Origin of the sequence: Ornithinimicrobium sp., from assembly GCF_035267225.1 — a bacterium.
Taxonomy (GTDB): domain Bacteria; phylum Actinomycetota; class Actinomycetes; order Actinomycetales; family Dermatophilaceae; genus Ornithinicoccus.
The window spans coordinates 1-16172 of record NZ_DATFMA010000055.1 but is presented as its reverse complement, the minus strand read 5'-3'; the positions used below and the strand labels follow the sequence as shown (position 1 = coordinate 16172).

Annotated in this window: 14 protein-coding genes; 10 read left to right on the top strand and 4 right to left on the bottom strand. The window is 69.8% G+C overall.

The window, feature by feature from the left end:
* Nucleotides 1-17 precede the first annotated feature (17 nt).
* The 3 genes from VJ976_RS04405 (at nt 18) to VJ976_RS04395 (ending at nt 3232) form a co-directional block, all read left to right on the top strand.
* Nucleotides 18-1343, top strand: coding sequence for a site-2 protease family protein (locus tag VJ976_RS04405; protein WP_324098898.1), 1326 nt, complete (start codon nt 18-20; stop codon nt 1341-1343).
* 30 nt (nt 1344-1373) lie between these two features.
* The gene (gene ispG / locus VJ976_RS04400; protein WP_324098897.1) at nt 1374-2552 is read left to right on the top strand and encodes a flavodoxin-dependent (E)-4-hydroxy-3-methylbut-2-enyl-diphosphate synthase; all 1179 of its coding nucleotides are present in this window, start codon (nt 1374-1376) and stop codon (nt 2550-2552) included.
* 137 nt (nt 2553-2689) lie between these two features.
* Nucleotides 2690-3232, top strand: coding sequence for a hypothetical protein (locus VJ976_RS04395; RefSeq protein ID WP_324098896.1), 543 nt, complete (start codon nt 2690-2692; stop codon nt 3230-3232).
* Nucleotides 3233-3298: 66 nt separating this feature from the next.
* On the opposite strand, the gene glpK is transcribed toward VJ976_RS04395, so the two are convergent.
* From glpK to VJ976_RS04380, 3 genes are all read right to left on the bottom strand, one after another.
* On the bottom strand, nt 3299-4813 hold the full coding sequence (gene glpK, locus VJ976_RS04390; RefSeq protein WP_324098895.1) for a glycerol kinase GlpK: 1515 nt from the start codon (nt 4811-4813) through the stop codon (nt 3299-3301).
* A gap of 67 nt (nt 4814-4880) precedes the next feature.
* Complete coding sequence (locus VJ976_RS04385) at nt 4881-5609, bottom strand: MIP/aquaporin family protein (RefSeq protein ID WP_324098894.1); 729 nt, start codon at nt 5607-5609, stop codon at nt 4881-4883.
* Nucleotides 5610-5681: 72 nt separating this feature from the next.
* Complete coding sequence (locus tag VJ976_RS04380) at nt 5682-7427, bottom strand: glycerol-3-phosphate dehydrogenase/oxidase (RefSeq protein WP_324098893.1); 1746 nt, start codon at nt 7425-7427, stop codon at nt 5682-5684.
* A gap of 121 nt (nt 7428-7548) precedes the next feature.
* On the opposite strand from VJ976_RS04380, the gene VJ976_RS04375 reads away from it, so the two are divergent.
* The 5 genes from VJ976_RS04375 (at nt 7549) to VJ976_RS04355 (ending at nt 13050) form a co-directional block, all read left to right on the top strand.
* A complete protein-coding gene (locus VJ976_RS04375) occupies nt 7549-8409 on the top strand; it encodes a GNAT family N-acetyltransferase (protein WP_324098892.1) in 861 nt (286 codons plus the stop codon).
* Nucleotides 8406-9629 carry a cysteine desulfurase-like protein gene (locus VJ976_RS04370; RefSeq protein ID WP_324098891.1) on the top strand — a complete coding sequence of 408 codons (1224 nt, stop codon included), beginning with the start codon at nt 8406-8408 and terminating at the stop codon, nt 9627-9629. The genes VJ976_RS04375 and VJ976_RS04370 overlap by 4 nt, the downstream gene beginning before the upstream one ends.
* 66 nt (nt 9630-9695) lie before the next feature.
* Complete coding sequence (locus VJ976_RS04365) at nt 9696-11462, top strand: proline--tRNA ligase (RefSeq protein WP_324098890.1); 1767 nt, start codon at nt 9696-9698, stop codon at nt 11460-11462.
* Nucleotides 11459-12268: an HAD family hydrolase gene (locus tag VJ976_RS04360; protein ID WP_324098889.1), complete on the top strand. Its 810-nt coding sequence runs from the start codon at nt 11459-11461 to the stop codon at nt 12266-12268. The genes VJ976_RS04365 and VJ976_RS04360 overlap by 4 nt, the downstream gene beginning before the upstream one ends.
* Nucleotides 12268-13050 (top strand): TSUP family transporter, encoded by a 783-nt coding sequence (locus VJ976_RS04355; RefSeq protein WP_324098909.1) that lies wholly within the window; start codon nt 12268-12270, stop codon nt 13048-13050. The genes VJ976_RS04360 and VJ976_RS04355 overlap by 1 nt, the downstream gene beginning before the upstream one ends.
* 12 nt (nt 13051-13062) lie before the next feature.
* Here the strand turns inward: VJ976_RS04355 and VJ976_RS04350 are convergent, their stop codons facing one another.
* Nucleotides 13063-15075, bottom strand: a complete 2013-nt coding sequence (locus VJ976_RS04350; protein WP_324098888.1) for a thioredoxin domain-containing protein — start codon at nt 15073-15075, stop codon at nt 13063-13065.
* Nucleotides 15076-15200: 125 nt separating this feature from the next.
* Here VJ976_RS04350 and VJ976_RS04345 point away from each other — a divergent pair, with 125 nt between their 5' ends.
* Both VJ976_RS04345 and VJ976_RS04340 read left to right on the top strand, forming a co-directional pair.
* Nucleotides 15201-15455 (top strand): DUF3072 domain-containing protein, encoded by a 255-nt coding sequence (locus VJ976_RS04345; RefSeq protein WP_324098887.1) that lies wholly within the window; start codon nt 15201-15203, stop codon nt 15453-15455.
* A gap of 80 nt (nt 15456-15535) precedes the next feature.
* On the top strand, nt 15536-16172 hold a 637-nt coding region (locus tag VJ976_RS04340), incomplete at its 3' end, for a DUF2071 domain-containing protein (RefSeq protein ID WP_324098886.1).

Genomic DNA, 16172 nt, shown 5'->3' with positions numbered 1-16172 from the left:
GGGGGAGGAGGTCGGGGATGCTGTACGTAGTCGGCGTGCTGCTGATGCTCGTCGGCGTGGCGGCCTCGATCGCCTTGCACGAGGTGGGCCACCTCGTCCCGGCCAAGAGGTTCGGCGTCAAGGTCACGCAGTACATGGTCGGTTTCGGGCCCACCGTGTGGTCGCGTCGCCGAGGGGAGACCGAGTACGGCGTCAAGGCCATCCCCCTCGGGGGCTACATCCGCATGATCGGCATGTTCCCACCGCGGCCCCAGGACGACGGCAGGCTGCGGACCTCGACCACCGGGCGCTGGGGTCAGATGACCGAGCAGGTGCGGGCGGAGTCCCTGGAGGAGATCGGCCCTGGTGACGAGGACCGCGTCTTCTACAAGCTGCCCGTGTACAAGCGAGTCATCGTCATGCTGGGCGGACCGTTCATGAACCTGGTCATCGCCGCAGCGCTCCTGACCGGGATCATGACCCTCTACGGTCTACCCCAGCTGACCAGCACCGTGTCGACCGTCTCCGCGTGTGCCCCGAGCGACCCCACCGTGTCCGACTGTGAGGGCCAGCCCCCGGCGCCGGCCGCCGCCGCGGGGCTCGAGGTGGGTGACGAGATCCTGGCCATCGACGGCGAGCCGGTGCAGGACTGGTTCGAGGCGTCCTACGCCATCCAGAACGCGGGGGACACCGCCCAGGTCCGAGTGCTGCGGGACGGCACCGAGCGCACGCTCACCGCCGACCTGGTCACCCGCGAGCGTCCCCTGCTCAACCCCGACGGCAGCGTCCAGGTCGACGCCGCGGGTGAGCCGGTGGTGGGGCAGGTGAGCTTCCTCGGGGCCAGCGGCTCCGTGCAGTACGTCACCGCGCCGGTGAGCGAGGCGCCCGCCTTCGTCGGCGGAGCCCTCGCCGAGACCGCCGGGATCTTCCTGCGTTTGCCCGAGAAGCTCGTCGGGGTCTACCAGGCCGCGTTCGGCGGGCAGGAGCGGGACACCGAGGGGCCCATGTCGGTGGTCGGGGTCGGGCGCGTGGCGGGCGAGGTGACCTCGAGCGACCTCGGGGGGCTCACCGACACGTTCGGCTCCCGGCTGGTGCTGCTCCTCTCGCTGCTGGCCTCACTGAACATCGCGCTGTTCGTGTTCAACATGATCCCGCTGCTACCACTGGACGGTGGCCACATCGCCGGAGCGCTGTGGGAGGGCGTGAAACGGACCTGGGCCCGCGTGCGAGGTCGTCCCGACCCGGGGCCGGTCGACATCGCCAAGGCACTGCCCGTGGCCTACTCGGTCGCCATCGGGCTGATCGCCATGACGGTGCTGCTGGTCTACGCCGACGTGGTCAACCCGATCCGCCTGGGTGGGTGAACGCCCAGGTCCGTGCGCGATACTGAGGGCATGTCTGCAGGTACCCCCATCTCTCTCGGTATGCCCGCCGCGCCCCCTCCCGTGCTCTCGGCCCGCCGCCCCAGCCGCAAGATCAAGGTCGGCAGCGTCGACGTCGGCGGCGACGCCCCGGTCTCTGTCCAGTCGATGACCACGACCCAGACCACGGACATCAACGCCACGCTGCAGCAGATCGCCGAGCTCACGGCCTCCGGATGCGACATCGTGCGGGTGGCCTGCCCTACTCAGGACGACGCGGACGCGTTGCCGATCATCGCCGGCAAGTCGCAGATCCCGGTGATCGCCGACATCCACTTCCAGCCGAAGTACGTGTACGCGGCGATCGAGGCCGGCTGTGCGGCCGTCCGGGTCAATCCGGGCAACATCCGCAAGTTCGACGACCAGGTCAAGCAGATCGCGGCGGCGGCTTCCGACGCCGGGGTCTCGATCCGGATCGGGGTGAACGCCGGATCGCTCGACAAGCGGATCATGAGCAAGTACGGCAAGGCCACCCCCGAGGCGCTCGTCGAGTCGGCCGTCTGGGAGGCCTCACTGTTCGAGGAGCACGGCTTCCGCGACTTCAAGATCTCGGTCAAGCACAACGACCCCGTGGTGATGGTGCAGGCCTACGAGATGCTGGCCGAGCGGGGTGACTGGCCGCTGCATCTGGGGGTCACCGAGGCCGGGCCGGCGTTCCAGGGCACCATCAAGTCCTCGGTCGCCTTCGGTTCCCTGCTGTCCCGAGGTATCGGTGACACCATCCGGGTCTCGCTGTCGGCGCCGCCGGTGGAGGAGGTCAAGGTCGGCAACCAGATCCTGCAGAGCCTGAACCTGCGGCCCCGCAAGCTCGAGATCGTCTCGTGTCCGTCCTGCGGGCGGGCGCAGGTGGACGTGTACACGTTGGCCGACGAGGTCACCGCCGGGCTCGAAGGCATGGAGGTCCCGCTGCGGGTCGCGGTGATGGGGTGCGTGGTGAACGGCCCCGGTGAGGCGCGTGAGGCGGACCTGGGGGTGGCCAGCGGCAACGGCAAGGGCCAGATCTTCGTCAAAGGCGAGGTCATCAAGACGGTGCCCGAGTCGCAGATCGTCGAGACGCTCATCGAGGAGGCGACCCGTATCGCCGAGCAGATGGAGACCGATCCCGACTCCGAGCCCGTGCCCGGCGGTGCGCCGAGCGTGAGCGTCGGCTGAGGACATACGGATCCTGATCTGAACCATTTCGCCGCGTCCCGCCTGCACCCTCAGCCCCGAGTGCCACTCCCAGCCTCTCGTTCGCGGCTCGAAGTCGTGGTAGTTGGCTGGGGGTGGCGAGAAGGGGGAAGCTGAAAATGGGGTTCGTTCCGGTGCGCCAGCTGGTGCTGGTGGATCTGCTCTCGATGGTCCTCGGGGTACGCCCCGGGGAACGGGCGGTCGTGGCGGTGGACACCGCGGACGAGGCGGGCACGGCCCACCTGTGCGCCGAGCTCAGCGCCCTGGCCGAGCATGTCGCCGGCCGCCCGCTCTCGACGCTCAGCACAAGGACGCTCGAACACCCTCAGGTCGCCGGCCTGGTGCACCGCTTTCGATCCGGAACGCCGATCGCGACCGAGCCGCAGGCACTGACGACGCCCGAGGGTGCGGCATGCGGGGTGCAGCACCCCGGGTGCGACGCCGTCCTGCTGGTGGCCGGCGCCTTCCTGCTGCGGCCGCCCCTGGTCGCCCAGTGGGACGCGTCGGTGTACGTGGACAGCGGGACGGCCTCCTGCAGCGGCGGGATGTACCGGGAGCGGGCGCGGGAGCACCTGGCCACCTGGGTGCTGGACCAACGACGGCGGGAGGCGCCGACGCTGACCTACGGGGCCAGTCCCGGTCCTGACGAGGGCAGAGTCTGAGACAGCAGTGAGCCCGGGCCCACCGGGGACCCGGGCTCACTGGTCAGAGCCTCATGACGGGGTGGTTCAGGCGCCTGCCTTCTCCACGTCCTCGTCCACCCAGTCGAAGGTCTTGGTCACGGCCTTGTTCCACTGCCGGAAGAGGCGCTCACGCTCGGTCTCGTCCATGGACGGCGTCCAGCGGTGGCCCTCGTTCCAGTTGTCGATGACGTCCTGCTCACCGTCCCAGAAGCCGACGGCGATACCGGCCGCGTAGGCCGCTCCGAGTGCCGTGGTCTCGGCGATCTCGGGCCGCACCACATCCACACCGAGGATGTCCGCCTGGAACTGCATCAGCGTCTCGTTGGCGATCATGCCGCCGTCGACCCTCAGCTCTTTCACGTCCACCCCGGAGTCGGCGTTCATGGCCTCGGCCACCTCACGGGTCTGGTAGGCCGTAGCCTCGAGCGCCGCACGAGCGATATGCCCCTTGTTGACGAACCGGGTGAGGCCGACGATGGCGCCGCGCGCGTCCGACTTCCAGTGTGGCGCGAACAGACCCGAGAACGCCGGCACGAAGTACGCCCCACCGTTGTCGTCGACGTCCTTGGCGAGGTCCTCGATCTGAGGCGCGTCGTCGATCAGGCCGATGTTGTCCCGCAGCCACTGGATCAGCGAGCCGCTCACGGCGATGGAGCCCTCCAAGGCATAGATCGCGTCCTGGTCGCCGATCTTGTAGCACAGCGTCGTCAGCAGGCCGTTTTCGCTGGGCACGACCTCGGTGCCGGTGTTGAGCAGCATGAAGTTGCCGGTGCCGTAGGTGTTCTTGCTCATGCCCTTCTCGAAGCAGGCTTGGCCGAACGTCGCCGCCTGCTGGTCGCCGAGAATGCCGGCGATCGGCACACCGAGCTTCGTGGACTCGCCGTACACCTCCGAGCAGGACTTGATCTCTGGAAGCATCGACATCGGGATGCCCATATCGGCGGCGATGCCCTCGTCCCAGCTCAGACTCTTCAGGTCCATGAGCATGGTGCGCGAGGCGTTGGTCACGTCGGTGACGTGCACGCCACCGTCGACCCCGCCGGTGAGGTTCCACAGGGTCCACGTGTCCGTGGTGCCGAACAGCAGGTCGCCGGCATCGGCCTTCTCGCGGGCGCCTTCGACGTTGTCCAGGATCCACTTCACCTTCGGGCCGGCGAAGTACGTTGCCAGAGGGAGGCCGCAGATCGCCTTGTACTTGTCCGCTCCCTCGTCACCGCCGAGCTCCTCGGCGATCTTGTCGGTGCGGGTGTCCTGCCAGACGATGGCGTTGTAGACCGGCTCACCGGTGTTCTTGTCCCAGACCACGGCGGTCTCGCGCTGGTTGGTGATGCCGATAGCGGCGATATCGGAGTTGGCGGCGTTGGCCTTGCCCAGGCAGTTGCCGATCACCTCGCGGGTGTTGTCCCAGATCTCGACAGGGTCGTGCTCGACCCATCCCGCTTTGGGGAAGATCTGCTCGTGCTCCTTCTGCCCCGTGGCGTGGATCTTCCCGTCGTGCGTGAACAGGATCGCTCGGGTGCTGGTGGTGCCTTGGTCGATCGCGAGTACAAAGTCGGCCATGAGTTACTACTCCTCCACGTCGTTGTGTCGTCGTGCTTGCGTGTGTTGTCGTGCGGGATGGGATGGCTCAGAGCACCACGGCGCCCAGAAGACCGGCGATCACTCCTCCGACAATCGGGCCGGCCACCGGGACCCAGGAGTAGGCCCAGTCGCTGGGCCCCTTCCCACGGATCGGCAGGACGGCGTGGGCGATACGAGGCCCGAGGTCACGGGCCGGGTTGATGGCGTATCCGGTAGGTCCGCCGAGACTAGCGCCGATGCCGACGACCAGCAGGGCGACGGCCAACGGGCCGAGTCCAGAGGGGGTGTTCGCGAACGAGAGGATCACGAACACCAGCACGAACGTCCCGATCACCTCGGTGATGAAGTTCCACGGGATGTTGCGGATCTCCGGGCCGGTGGAGAACACGCCCAGCTTCACCGCGGGGTCGGCGTCCTCGTTGAAATGGTCCTTGTGCGCGGCCCAGGCCAGCACCGCGCCCAGGAACGCGCCGACCATCTGGCCGGCGAGATAGACCAGCGTACTGGTGAACGTGACCGCGACATCGGCTTCTCCGCCGTAGGTCTCGGCGCCGTTCGCAAGCAGCCCGAAGGTCACCGCGGGGTTGATGTGGGCACCGGACTTGTAGGCGACATAGACACCGGAGAAGACGCCGAGGCCCCAGCCGAAGTTGATCATCAGCCAGCCGCCGTTGAACCCCTTCGTCTTGGGAAGGATGGCGTTGGCCACCACACCGCAGCCGAAAAGGAGAAGCATGGCGGTCCCTAGGACCTCCGAGAGGAATACTTGACCCATGCGCTGATCGCTCCGTTCTTCTGTGTGAGAGCGGCGACGGCGGGCGCCGGCGCCGGGTCAGGGGTCCGGTGCTCAGCCGGTGGGGGCGCCGACCGGCTGCATCGGAGCGGGGTCGCCGACATGACCCCGTGCGCGAGCAGCTGCGGAGTCGTCCGGCTGCTGCGCGGCGGCCTCCTCGGCCTCCATCTGCTGGCGGTACGAGGCGATCTCGGCCTCTTCCTTCTGGCTGTCCCAGCCCAGCCGGTCCGCTGCGATCGCGGCGACCTCGGGTAGGGCGTTCATCCCCTTGCGCTCGACCTCGTACACCAGGCGAGTGCGCCGCATCATGAGGTCCTCCATGTGCAGCACGCCCTCGTGCGTGCACGCGTAGGCGACCTCGACCCGCAGGTAGGCAGGGGCCTTCTCCAGCGGTTCGGCCAGAGACGGGTCCTGCTCGATGAGCTCCAACAGCTCGTGGATCAGGGAGCCGTAGCGGTGCAGGAGGTGGTCCACCATGACCTCGCTCCAGCCGAACTTCTCGGCCAGCGCAGGCATGCGGCGCCTCATCGCCCCTTCGCCGACCGCACCGAGCAACGGGATCTCGTCGGTGATGCACGGAAGGTCCTCGGCGCGGTCGCCCAGCGCGAAGTCGACCGCGTCCTTGGCCATGACGCGGTAGGTCGTCAGCTTGCCACCTCCGACGACCGTCAGCCCGGGTACCGGACTGGCCACGGTGTGCTCGCGGCTGACCTTGGAGGAGCCGGTACCCTCCTTGGTCCCGGGCTGCAGCAAGGGACGCAGACCGGCATACCAGCCGACGACGTCGTCGCGGGTGAGCTCCGTGCTCAGCACGCTGTTGGCGTGCTCGAGCACGTACTCGATGTCTGCCGAGGTGGCAACCGGGTGCTGCCGGCCCTCCTCCCACGCCGTGTCGGTGGTGCCGACGATCCAGTAGCGCGACCAGGGTACGAAGAAGAGCACTGAGGTCTCGGTCTGGATCAGCACGCCCGAGGTTCCGGAGAGCCGTTCACGGGGGATCACCAGGTGGATGCCCTTGGACGCGAGGACGTGCAGGCCCCCGTCGGTGTCCGCGAGATCGCCGACGTCGTCCGTCCACACTCCCGTGCAGTTGATGATGTGCTTGGCGCGGCACTCGATCTCGTCCCCCGTCTCCAGGTCTTTCAGCACCGCCCCGTCGACCCGTCCCTCCTCGTCCTTGGTGATCCTCACGACCTGGGTGCGGCTGGCGGCGTGTGCACCGTAGGAGACCGCCGTGCGCACCAGGGTCGAGACGAGGCGGGCGTCGTCCACGGTGGCGTCGTAGTACTCGACCGCGCCGATCGCCGCTTCATGGTCCAGGTCCGGGAACTTGCGCTGCAGTCCCTTGCGGGAGCGGTGCCTGTGGATCGGCAGCGCCCGCCGCCCCGGCATGAGGTTGGCCAGCGCGTCGTAGAGCGTGACCCCCGCGCCGTAGTAGGCACGCTGCCACATCCGGTGCTCCAGCGGGATCAGGAACGGCATGGCGCGGACCAGATGGGGAGCCAGCCGGGTCAGCAGGAGACCCCGCTCGGTCAGCGCCTCGTGGACCAGCTTGAAGTCGAGCATCTGCAGGTACCGCAGGCCACCGTGCACGAGCTTGGTCGACCACTGAGAGGTTCCGGAGGCCCAGTCCTGGGCCTCCACCACCACGGTGTCCAGGCCGCGTGTGGTGGCGTCCAGGGCCACCCCCGCACCGGTCACGCCCCCGCCGATCACCAGGACGTCGATGGGCTCACCCGCCCCCGAGCTCTCGGCGAGCTTCTGCAGGGTGTGGCGACGAGTCTCGACGGTCAGCGGCATTGCTTTCACGGTGGTCCTCCTGGGTGATGATCCTGCTGCGAGCGGACGTTCTTGGCAAGCCTGTGCGGAGCCAGACGAACCATCACCGTACCCCGCAACGCGCGTCGACAGAGGGTGAGGTGTGAGGCAGGCTGGCCTCATGTTGGGAGCCGGCACAGCGGTCAAGCCCTTGGGCGAGTCGGACCGCGACTTCGCGCTCGGACTGTGCGCCGCCGACCCCGACATGCACGTGTTCGTCGCCGCCCGGATCCTGGAAGGCGGGCTCTCCGACGGCAGAGCGGCGACCTTGGGCTACGACCGTGGCAGGCGTTCTGCGCTGTGCTGGTCTGCGGCCAACGTGGTGCCCGTGGGCGGGGACCGCAAGGCGATGGTCGCGCTGGCTGACGCAGTCTGTGGGCGGCGCCGGTTCGCCTCGTCGCTGTTCGGACCGTCCGAGCTGGTGCAGGCCATGTGGGCGCACCTCGAGCCGGCCTGGGGGCCCGCGCGTGAGGTTCGTGAGGTTCAGCCGGTACTGACGATGCGCGAGCTGCCCAGTCATACGGGTCACCGCCTCGACCCCGAGGTACGCCTGGCGACCGAGGATGAGGTGTCCATCGTGATGCCGGCCGCTGAGGCCATGTTCACCGAGGAGATCGGCTACCCGCCCTACCGCGGGTCAGGGTCGACCTACCGGGCCGGTGTCGCTGCGCTCATCCGCCGCGGGCACACCTTGGTGCGGGTGGAGGAGGGGCGCGTGGTGTTCAAGGCGGACTTCGGGTCGGTGGCCCTGGGCGCAGCACAGGTGCAGGGCGTGTGGGTCCATCCCGAGCTGCGGGGCAGGGGGCTCGCGGTGCCGGCGATGGCCAGCGTGGTCGAGCACGCGCTGAAGCATGTCGCCCGATCGGTCACCCTCTACGTCAACGACTACAACACCGCGGCGCTGGCCACCTACCGGCGACTGGGGATGGTGCAGTCGGGAGTCTTCAGCACCATCCTCCTGTGACGGTAGGCACTACCGTGGCCGATGTGTACGACCTGGAGGGCCTGCGCGCCCAGTTCCCCGCGCTGTCCGGCGGCCTGGCCTTCTTCGACGGGCCGGGCGGGTCGCAGACGCCGTCGGTCGTGGCCGAGCGCATCAGCGAGGTGATGCTCGCAGGGTTGAGCAACCGGGACCGGGGCACCCCGACCGGGCGGCGCGCTGACGACATCGTGGGCCTGGCCCGGGAGGCGATGGGCGACCTGCTCGGCGCCGACGCGGGCACGGTCGTGTTCGGCCGGAGCATGACGGCACTGACCTACGACCTGGCCCGCACCCTGGCCCGGCAGTGGACGCCGGGCGAGGAGGTCGTCGTGACCTCGTTGGACCACGATGCGAACGTGCGCCCCTGGGTGCAGGCGGCCCGCGCCAGCGGCTGCGCTGTCCGCTGGGCCCACTTCGACCCGGCCAGCGGCGAGCTACCGCCCCAGGCCGTCACCGAGGCGATCACGGGCCGCACCCGCGTCGTCGCGCTCACTGCGGCCTCCAACGTGCTCGGTACCCGGCCTGAGCTGGCCCAGGTGATCGGCGCGGCCCGCGAGGTGGGTGCGCTGGTGGTCATCGACGCCGTCCACCTTGCGCCGCACGCGCCGGTGGACCTGGCGGGGTGGGATGCCGACGTGGTGCTGTGCTCGCCGTACAAGTTCTTCGGCCCGCACCTGGGAGTCCTCGCCGGCCGCGCTCCGCTGCTGGAGTCGCTGCGCCCGGACAAGCTTCTGCCTGCACCGGACCGGGTGCCGGAGCGCTTCGAGCTCGGGACCCTTCCCTACGAGCTGCTGGCCGGCACGCTGGCGGCGGTGGAGCTCATCGCCGGGCTGGACCCGGGCGGTGCCGGCACGCGACGCCAGCGACTGCTGGCGAGCTACCGCGAGCTCGAGGACCACGAACAGACCCTGCTGCGCCGGCTGGAGGCGGGTCTGGACACCATCGACGGCTTGGTGCGGTACTCCAGAGCCGCTCATCGGACACCGACGTCGTACTTCGCGCTGGCTCACCGCGCCAGCGCCGAGGTCAGTGCCGTCTGCGCCCGAGCGGGGATCAATGCGCCGGCCGGCCACTTCTACGCTCTCGAGGCCTCGCGTCGGCTGGGTCTCGGTGACACGGGGGCGGTGCGCGCCGGAATGGCGCCGTACACCACCGAAGCGGAGGTCGACCGCCTCCTGGAGGCGGTGGCCCAGGCCGCCTGAGCGTTATCCTCACCGCAGCGGTCGGCCTCGACCGGCCGCCTCACCCCGACGGAGGAGTACGTCCGCATGTCCCTGCGCATGTCCACCCTGTTTCTGCGCACCCTGCGCCAGGACCCCGCCGACGCCGAGCTGCCCGGGCACCGCCTCCTGCTCCGCGCGGGCTATGTGCGGCGTGTGGCGCCGGGGATCTACTCCTGGCTGCCGCTGGGGCTGCGCGTGCTGCACAAGGTGGAGCAGATCGTGCGCGAGGAGATGGACTTGATCGGCGGGCAGGAGGTCCGCTTCCCCGCGCTGCTGCCGCGGGAACCCTACGAGGCGACCCACCGGTGGACCGACTACGGCGACAACCTGTTTCGGCTCGTCGACCGCAAGGGTGCCGACATGCTTCTCGGTCCGACGCACGAGGAGCTGTTCACCCTGGCGGTGCGAGACCTGTTCTCCTCCTACAAGGACCTCCCGCTCACGCTGTACCAGATCCAGACCAAGTACCGGGACGAGGCCAGGCCACGAGCAGGGCTGCTGCGGGGCCGGGAGTTCATCATGAAGGACTCCTACTCCTTCGACGTCTCCGACGCCGGGCTGGAGGAGGCCTACCAACGTCATCGGCGGGCCTATACCGCGATCTTCGACCGGTTGGGCTTCGACTACGTCATCGTCGCGGCGGACTCCGGCGCCATGGGCGGGTCAGCGAGCGAGGAGTTTCTCGCTCTGAGCCCGCACGGTGAGGACACGTTCGTCCGGTGCGAGACCAGCGGCTACGCGGCCAACGTCGAGGCGGTGGTGATTCCGCAGGCGGCACCGGTCGACGCCTCGGATGTGCCGCCCGCGCAGGTGCACGACACCCCGGACACGCCGACCATCGAGACCCTGGTGCAGAGGGCGAACGAGCGCCACCCCCGCCCGGACGGGCGCGCATGGACCGCCGCAGACACGCTCAAGAACGTGCTGGTGATGCTCGCCCACCCGGACGGGACACGCCGGCCCATGGCCGTCGGGGTGCCGGGTGACCGTGAGGTGGACCCGAAGCGTCTGGAGGCGGCGGTCGCCCCGGCGACCGTGGAGCCCTTCGAAGAGAAGGACTTCGAGAGCCACCCCGTGCTGGCGAAGGGTTACATCGGCCCGGGGGTGCTGGGGGAGCAGCGCAGCAGCGGCATCCCCTACCGCCTCGACCCCTCCATCGCCGAGGGCTCGGCCTGGGTCACCGGGGCCGACCAGCACGGCAAGCATGTCTTCGACCTGGTCTACGGTCGCGACTTCACCGCCGACGGCACCATCCAGGCGGCCAACATCCGCGACGGCGACCCCAGCCCCGACGGTGCCGGAACGCTCAGCCTCTCGCGCGGGATCGAGATGGGCCACATCTTCCAGCTCGGGCGGAAGTACGCCGAGGCGCTCGGCTTGAAGGTGCTGGACGAGCACGGCCGGTTGGTCACCGTCACGATGGGGTCCTACGGCGTCGGCGTGAGCCGCGCGGTGGCCGCCGTGGCCGAGGCGACCTGTGACGACATCGGCCTGTCCTGGCCGCGGACCCTGGCCCCTGCCGACGTCCACGTGGTCGCCGCGGGCAAGGATGCCGCCCTCTTCGCCGCGGCCGAGTCGCTGGTGGGCGACCTCGAGGAAGCCGGCCTCGAGGTCGTGTACGACGACCGGTCGCGTGTCTCGCCCGGGGTGAAGTTCAAGGACGCCGAGCTGCTCGGGGTGCCGACCATCGTCGTGCTCGGTCGCGGGCTGGCGAACGGGGTCGTCGAGCTGAAGGACCGGCGCACCGCGCAGCGCCGCGAGGTCGCGGTCGAGGACGCCGTGGACGAGATCCTCAGCGAAGTCCGTCCGTGACCGAGGCGGAGCCGGCCGTGCAGACGGCCGCGGCGGGCGGTGCCGGTGCCGACTGTGCGGCCGTCATCTTCGACTGGGGAGGCACCCTCACCCCGTGGCACACGGTCGATGTGCTCGACATCTGGCACCGCACGTTCGCCCACCCCACCCACCCCGATGACCCTGAGGCGGCGCGCGACCTGGCCCGTACCCTGCTCGAGTTCGACGCGATGCTCTGGGCGCGAGGTCGCGAGGAACACCGCAGCAGCACCTTCGAGGAGGTGCTGAGCCTGACGAGCGAGCGGACGGGCCTGGCGCGCTCGATACTGGACACCGAGTCCAACCGGAACGCCTACGCGCAGGCCTGGGAGCCGTACACCTGGACCGACCCGCACGTGCTTCCGCTGTGGACCTGGCTGCGCGAGCAGGGCATCGCCGTCGGGGTGCTGTCGAACACCATCTGGAGCCGGGAGTACCACCGCGGCCTGTTCGAACGCGACGGGGTGCTGCACCTGATCGACGGCGACGTCTACTCCAGTGAGATGCCCTGGGTGAAGCCGCACGCCGCGGCGTTCCACGCGGCGGCAGCGGCGGTCGGCGCCGCAGCGGAAGCCTGCGTCTACGTCGGCGACCGGTTGTACGAGGACATCTGGGGCCCGCAGCAGATCGGCATGCGCACCATCCACATTCCGCACAGCACTCTGCCGCAAGAGCAGGTCGTGCCGGTGGACACCCAGCCGCACGCCGTGGCCCACACCGTGGCGGAGGTGGCAGGGATCGTGTCCGGGTGGCGGGGCGACGCCGTCCGGTCGACGGCGCAGCCGTGATCAGCGAGGTCTCGCTGACGCTGCTGCTGTTCCTCGTCCTGGCCGGGTTCACCGCAGGATGGGTGGACGCGGTGGTCGGCGGTGGGGGGTTGGTCCAGCTGCCTGCCCTGCTGATCGGCTTCCCGGGGGCCACCCCGGTGCAGATCCTCGCGACGAACAAGCTGGGCTCCATCTGCGGGACGACGACGAGCGCGGTCACCTACTACCGTCGAGTCAGACCGGACCTGCGCACGGCCCTGCCGCTGGCCGCGGCGGCCCTGGCGGGGAGCGCTTGCGGGGCGCTGGTCGCCTCCCGGATCCCCGGCGAGGCCTTCGACCCGATCATCCTCGTGGTCCTGGTGGCTGTCGGGGCGTACACGCTGCTCAAGCCGGACCTCGGGTCGATCTCGGCGCTGAGGTTCTCCGGGCGCAGCCACGTCGCCGTGGCCGGGGTGGTGGGCTTCTCGCTGGGCGCCTACGACGGCGTGCTCGGCCCCGGGACCGGGTCGTTCCTGGTGTTCGCCCTGGTGGGGCTGCTCGGGTACGGCTTCCTGCAGGCCAGCGCCAAGGCCAAGATCGCGAACTTCGCCACCAACCTGGGGGCACTGCTGGTCTTCGTCCCGCAGGGAGTGGTGATGTGGCAGATCGGGCTGCTGATGGGGGTCTGCAACGTGGCCGGGGGCTACCTGGGGGCACGGACCGCCGTGGCCAAGGGCAGCGCCTTCGTGCGCGTCGTGTTCGTGACCGTGGTCGGCGCGTTCATCCTCAAGATCGGCTACGACACGCTCGCGCCCCTGCTCTGAGACCGGCGGGTGTCAGCCCGGGTGCAGCGCGCGCCGCAGCTCCTCGGGGTCGGTGATCGGTGCCTGACAGACCGTGCCGCGACACAGATATGCGGTGTCCCGGCCGCCGACCGCAGGACGCTCGGCCAAGAGCGGTGCCGTCTCGGCCTGGCCGCCGTGTCTGCCCGAAAGGACCGCCATTCCCGGCGGCGTCTGCCGCATGACATCCGCCAGTGCGCCGTTGGCCACGGACACGGCGAGCACCGCCGGCCCGGTGGCGAGATCCTCGGCCGCGCACAGGGTCCATCCCGCGAACCGAGGAGCCTGTGTGGCCACCGACCCCATCGGGGCCAGGGCCGCCTCCCCGGCGTCGAGATGGTGTGCTGAGCCGGCCATCACGCCATAGCGGATCAAGGCTCCCGCCAGTGCGGACTGACCGCACGGCTCAGCGTTGTCGGTGCGGGAGCGCGGACGCATGACCAAGTCACCGACGTCGGAGTCGTTGTCGCTGACGCTCAGGCCATCCTCGGTGCGCACGGTGAACTGGGCCATCGCCACCTCGAGTATCTCGCCGGCGCGGAGGAGCCAGTGCGGGCGCGCCGTGACCGCGTGCAGCACCACGAGGGCTTCGACGAGGGCTGCGTAGTCCTCGGCTACGCCGCGTGCCGCGCCCACCTGGCCGTCCCGGGAGCTGCGCCGTAGCCGTCCGTCGACGACATGGCGCTGCAGCATCAGGTCGGCGCAGCGTTGCGCGACGTCGATCCAGTCCGGCTCGCCGAAGTACCACCCTGCCTCGGCCAGGGCGGCGACCGTCCAGGCGTTCCAGGCGGTGACGACCTTGTCGTCGCGACCAGGCTGTGGCCGCAGGGTGCGGTGCAGGTCCAGGCGCTCGCGCACCGAAGCGAACCACTGCTCGTCGTCAGGGTCCTTGAGCCGCTGCAACGTGGAGGTGCCATGCTCGAAGGTGCCTGCTGGGGTGACGCCGAACAGCTCTGCCGCGCGGGCGCCGTCCTGCTCGCCCAGGGCATGCGCGAGCTGCTCCGGTGTCCAGACGTAGGTCGCCCCCTCCACGCCGCCGGTGTCCGCGTCCAGCGACGAGGCGAACCCGGCGTCCTGCGTCCACATCTCACGCAACAACCAGTCGACGGTCTCCGACACCACGCGGCGGGCCAGCCGGTGGTCCGCTGCGTGCTCGCGGGTGTCCGTGCGGCTGACCCGGGCCAGGTCGGTGTAGACGCGCAGCAGCAGCGCGTTGTCGTAGAGCATCTTCTCGAAGTGCGGCACCACCCACGCCTGGTCCACGGCATAGCGGGCGAACCCCCCGCCGATCTGGTCGTACATCCCACTGCGGGCCATGGCGCGCAGGGTGCCCCGGGCCATCTCGTCGGCCCGTTCGCTCCCCGTGCGTGCGCCGTGACGCAGCAGGAAGGCCAGCGTCATCGACGGCGGGAACTTCGGTGCCCCGCCGAACCCGCCGTGGGCGGCGTCGTAGTCTCCGGCCAGCCGGCCCACCGCCGCCGCGCAGACCGCCTCGTCGACCGGGTGGGCGGACTCGGCCCGGTCGGCCGCGGTGCTGAGTGTGTGGACGACGTGTGCCCCTCCGGCTCGCACCTCGTCCTCACGGTCGGCCCAGGTCTGGCGAGCGGAGTGCAGCAGGTGCAGGAACTCCTGGCGAGGCAGGTAGGTGCCGCACCAGAACGGCTCAGCCTCCGGGGTGAGCACGCAGGTCATCGGCCACCCGGCGTGCCCGGTCATGGCCGACGTGGCCTGCATGTAGACCGAGTCGACATCGGGCCGCTCTTCGCGGTCCACCTTGATGGAGACGAAGGATGAGTTCAACGTCTCGGCGACCTGCGGATCCTCGAACGACTCGTGGGCCATGACGTGACACCAGTGACAGGCCGCGTAGCCCACCGAGAGCAGAATCGGCACGTTCCGGGCCCGGGCCTCCTCGAAGGCGGCGGGAGCCCAGGGCCACCAGTCCACCGGGTTGGCTGCGTGCTGCAGCAAGTACGGTGACGTGGCCTCGCGAAGGCGGTTGCTCATACGTGGCCCTTTCACCGGCGGCTGCTCACCTCGACATGTTCGCAGACGGCACAGCCGCGGGCGGTCGCGCCGCGGACCCGTGGCTGCCGGGAGGTTGGTCGGTGCCGCCCTTTAGGCTCGTGCCTATGAGTGAGAACACCACCGACAGCGGCGCCGAGCAGGAGATGCTCGGGTCGCAGACGCCGCAGACCAACGACCAGCTCGACAAGGACCCGAACGACTGGGTCACCGGTGAGGAGCCGATGACCGCCGCGCAGCGCAGCTACCTGGACACCTTGGCGAGCCAGGCCGGAGAGCAGCTATCGGCCGACCTCACCAAGGCCGAGGCCTCCGAGCACATCGACCGGCTACAGGACAAGGTCGGAGGAGCGGGCACCTGAGTCCGCCCTCGGCACAAGGCGCCACGCTTCCGCGCTCCCCTCGCTCGGCGGCGGGGCCGCCCCTGACCTCACGCCCCTTGATGAGTCAGTTCTGGGCCGACATCGCGTTCTTGCACTGGCGGGTCGACCCTGCGTGTCTGGTGCCCTTCATGCCGAAGGGCGCCCGCCCAGATGTTCACGACGGATCCGCGTGGGTGGGCCTGTTGCCGTTCCGGATGCGTCGCGCCGGATTCGGTGCCGGCCCGCCCGTCCCGTGGTTCGGTACGTTCTGGGAGACCAACGTACGGATCTACAGCACCGATGGGCACGGACGCCCCGGAGTGGTGTTCCTCTCCCTGGAGGCAGAACGGCTGGCGGTGGTGCTGGGCGCTCGCGCCGCCTTCGCCGTCCCCTACTTCTGGGCCCGCATGTCCGGAGCGCGAACCTCCCAGGCGACCATGCACTACCGCACTCGGCGTCGGGGCGCGCGCCGTTCCCCGGCGAGCCGGATCGACCTCCGTGTCGGTCGACCGATCCACCGCCCAGACCCCACCCAGGTGTTTCTCAGTGCCCGCTTCGGGCTGCACACGCAGGTGGCCGGCCGCGGCGTCTGGGTCCCGAACACACATCGGCCGTGGCCCCTGCGGCGCGCGGAGGTCACCGAGCTGCAGGACGAGCTGGTGGCCGCCACCGGGCTGCCCGACCTGCCGGCGCAACGTCGCCCCGACCACGTGATGT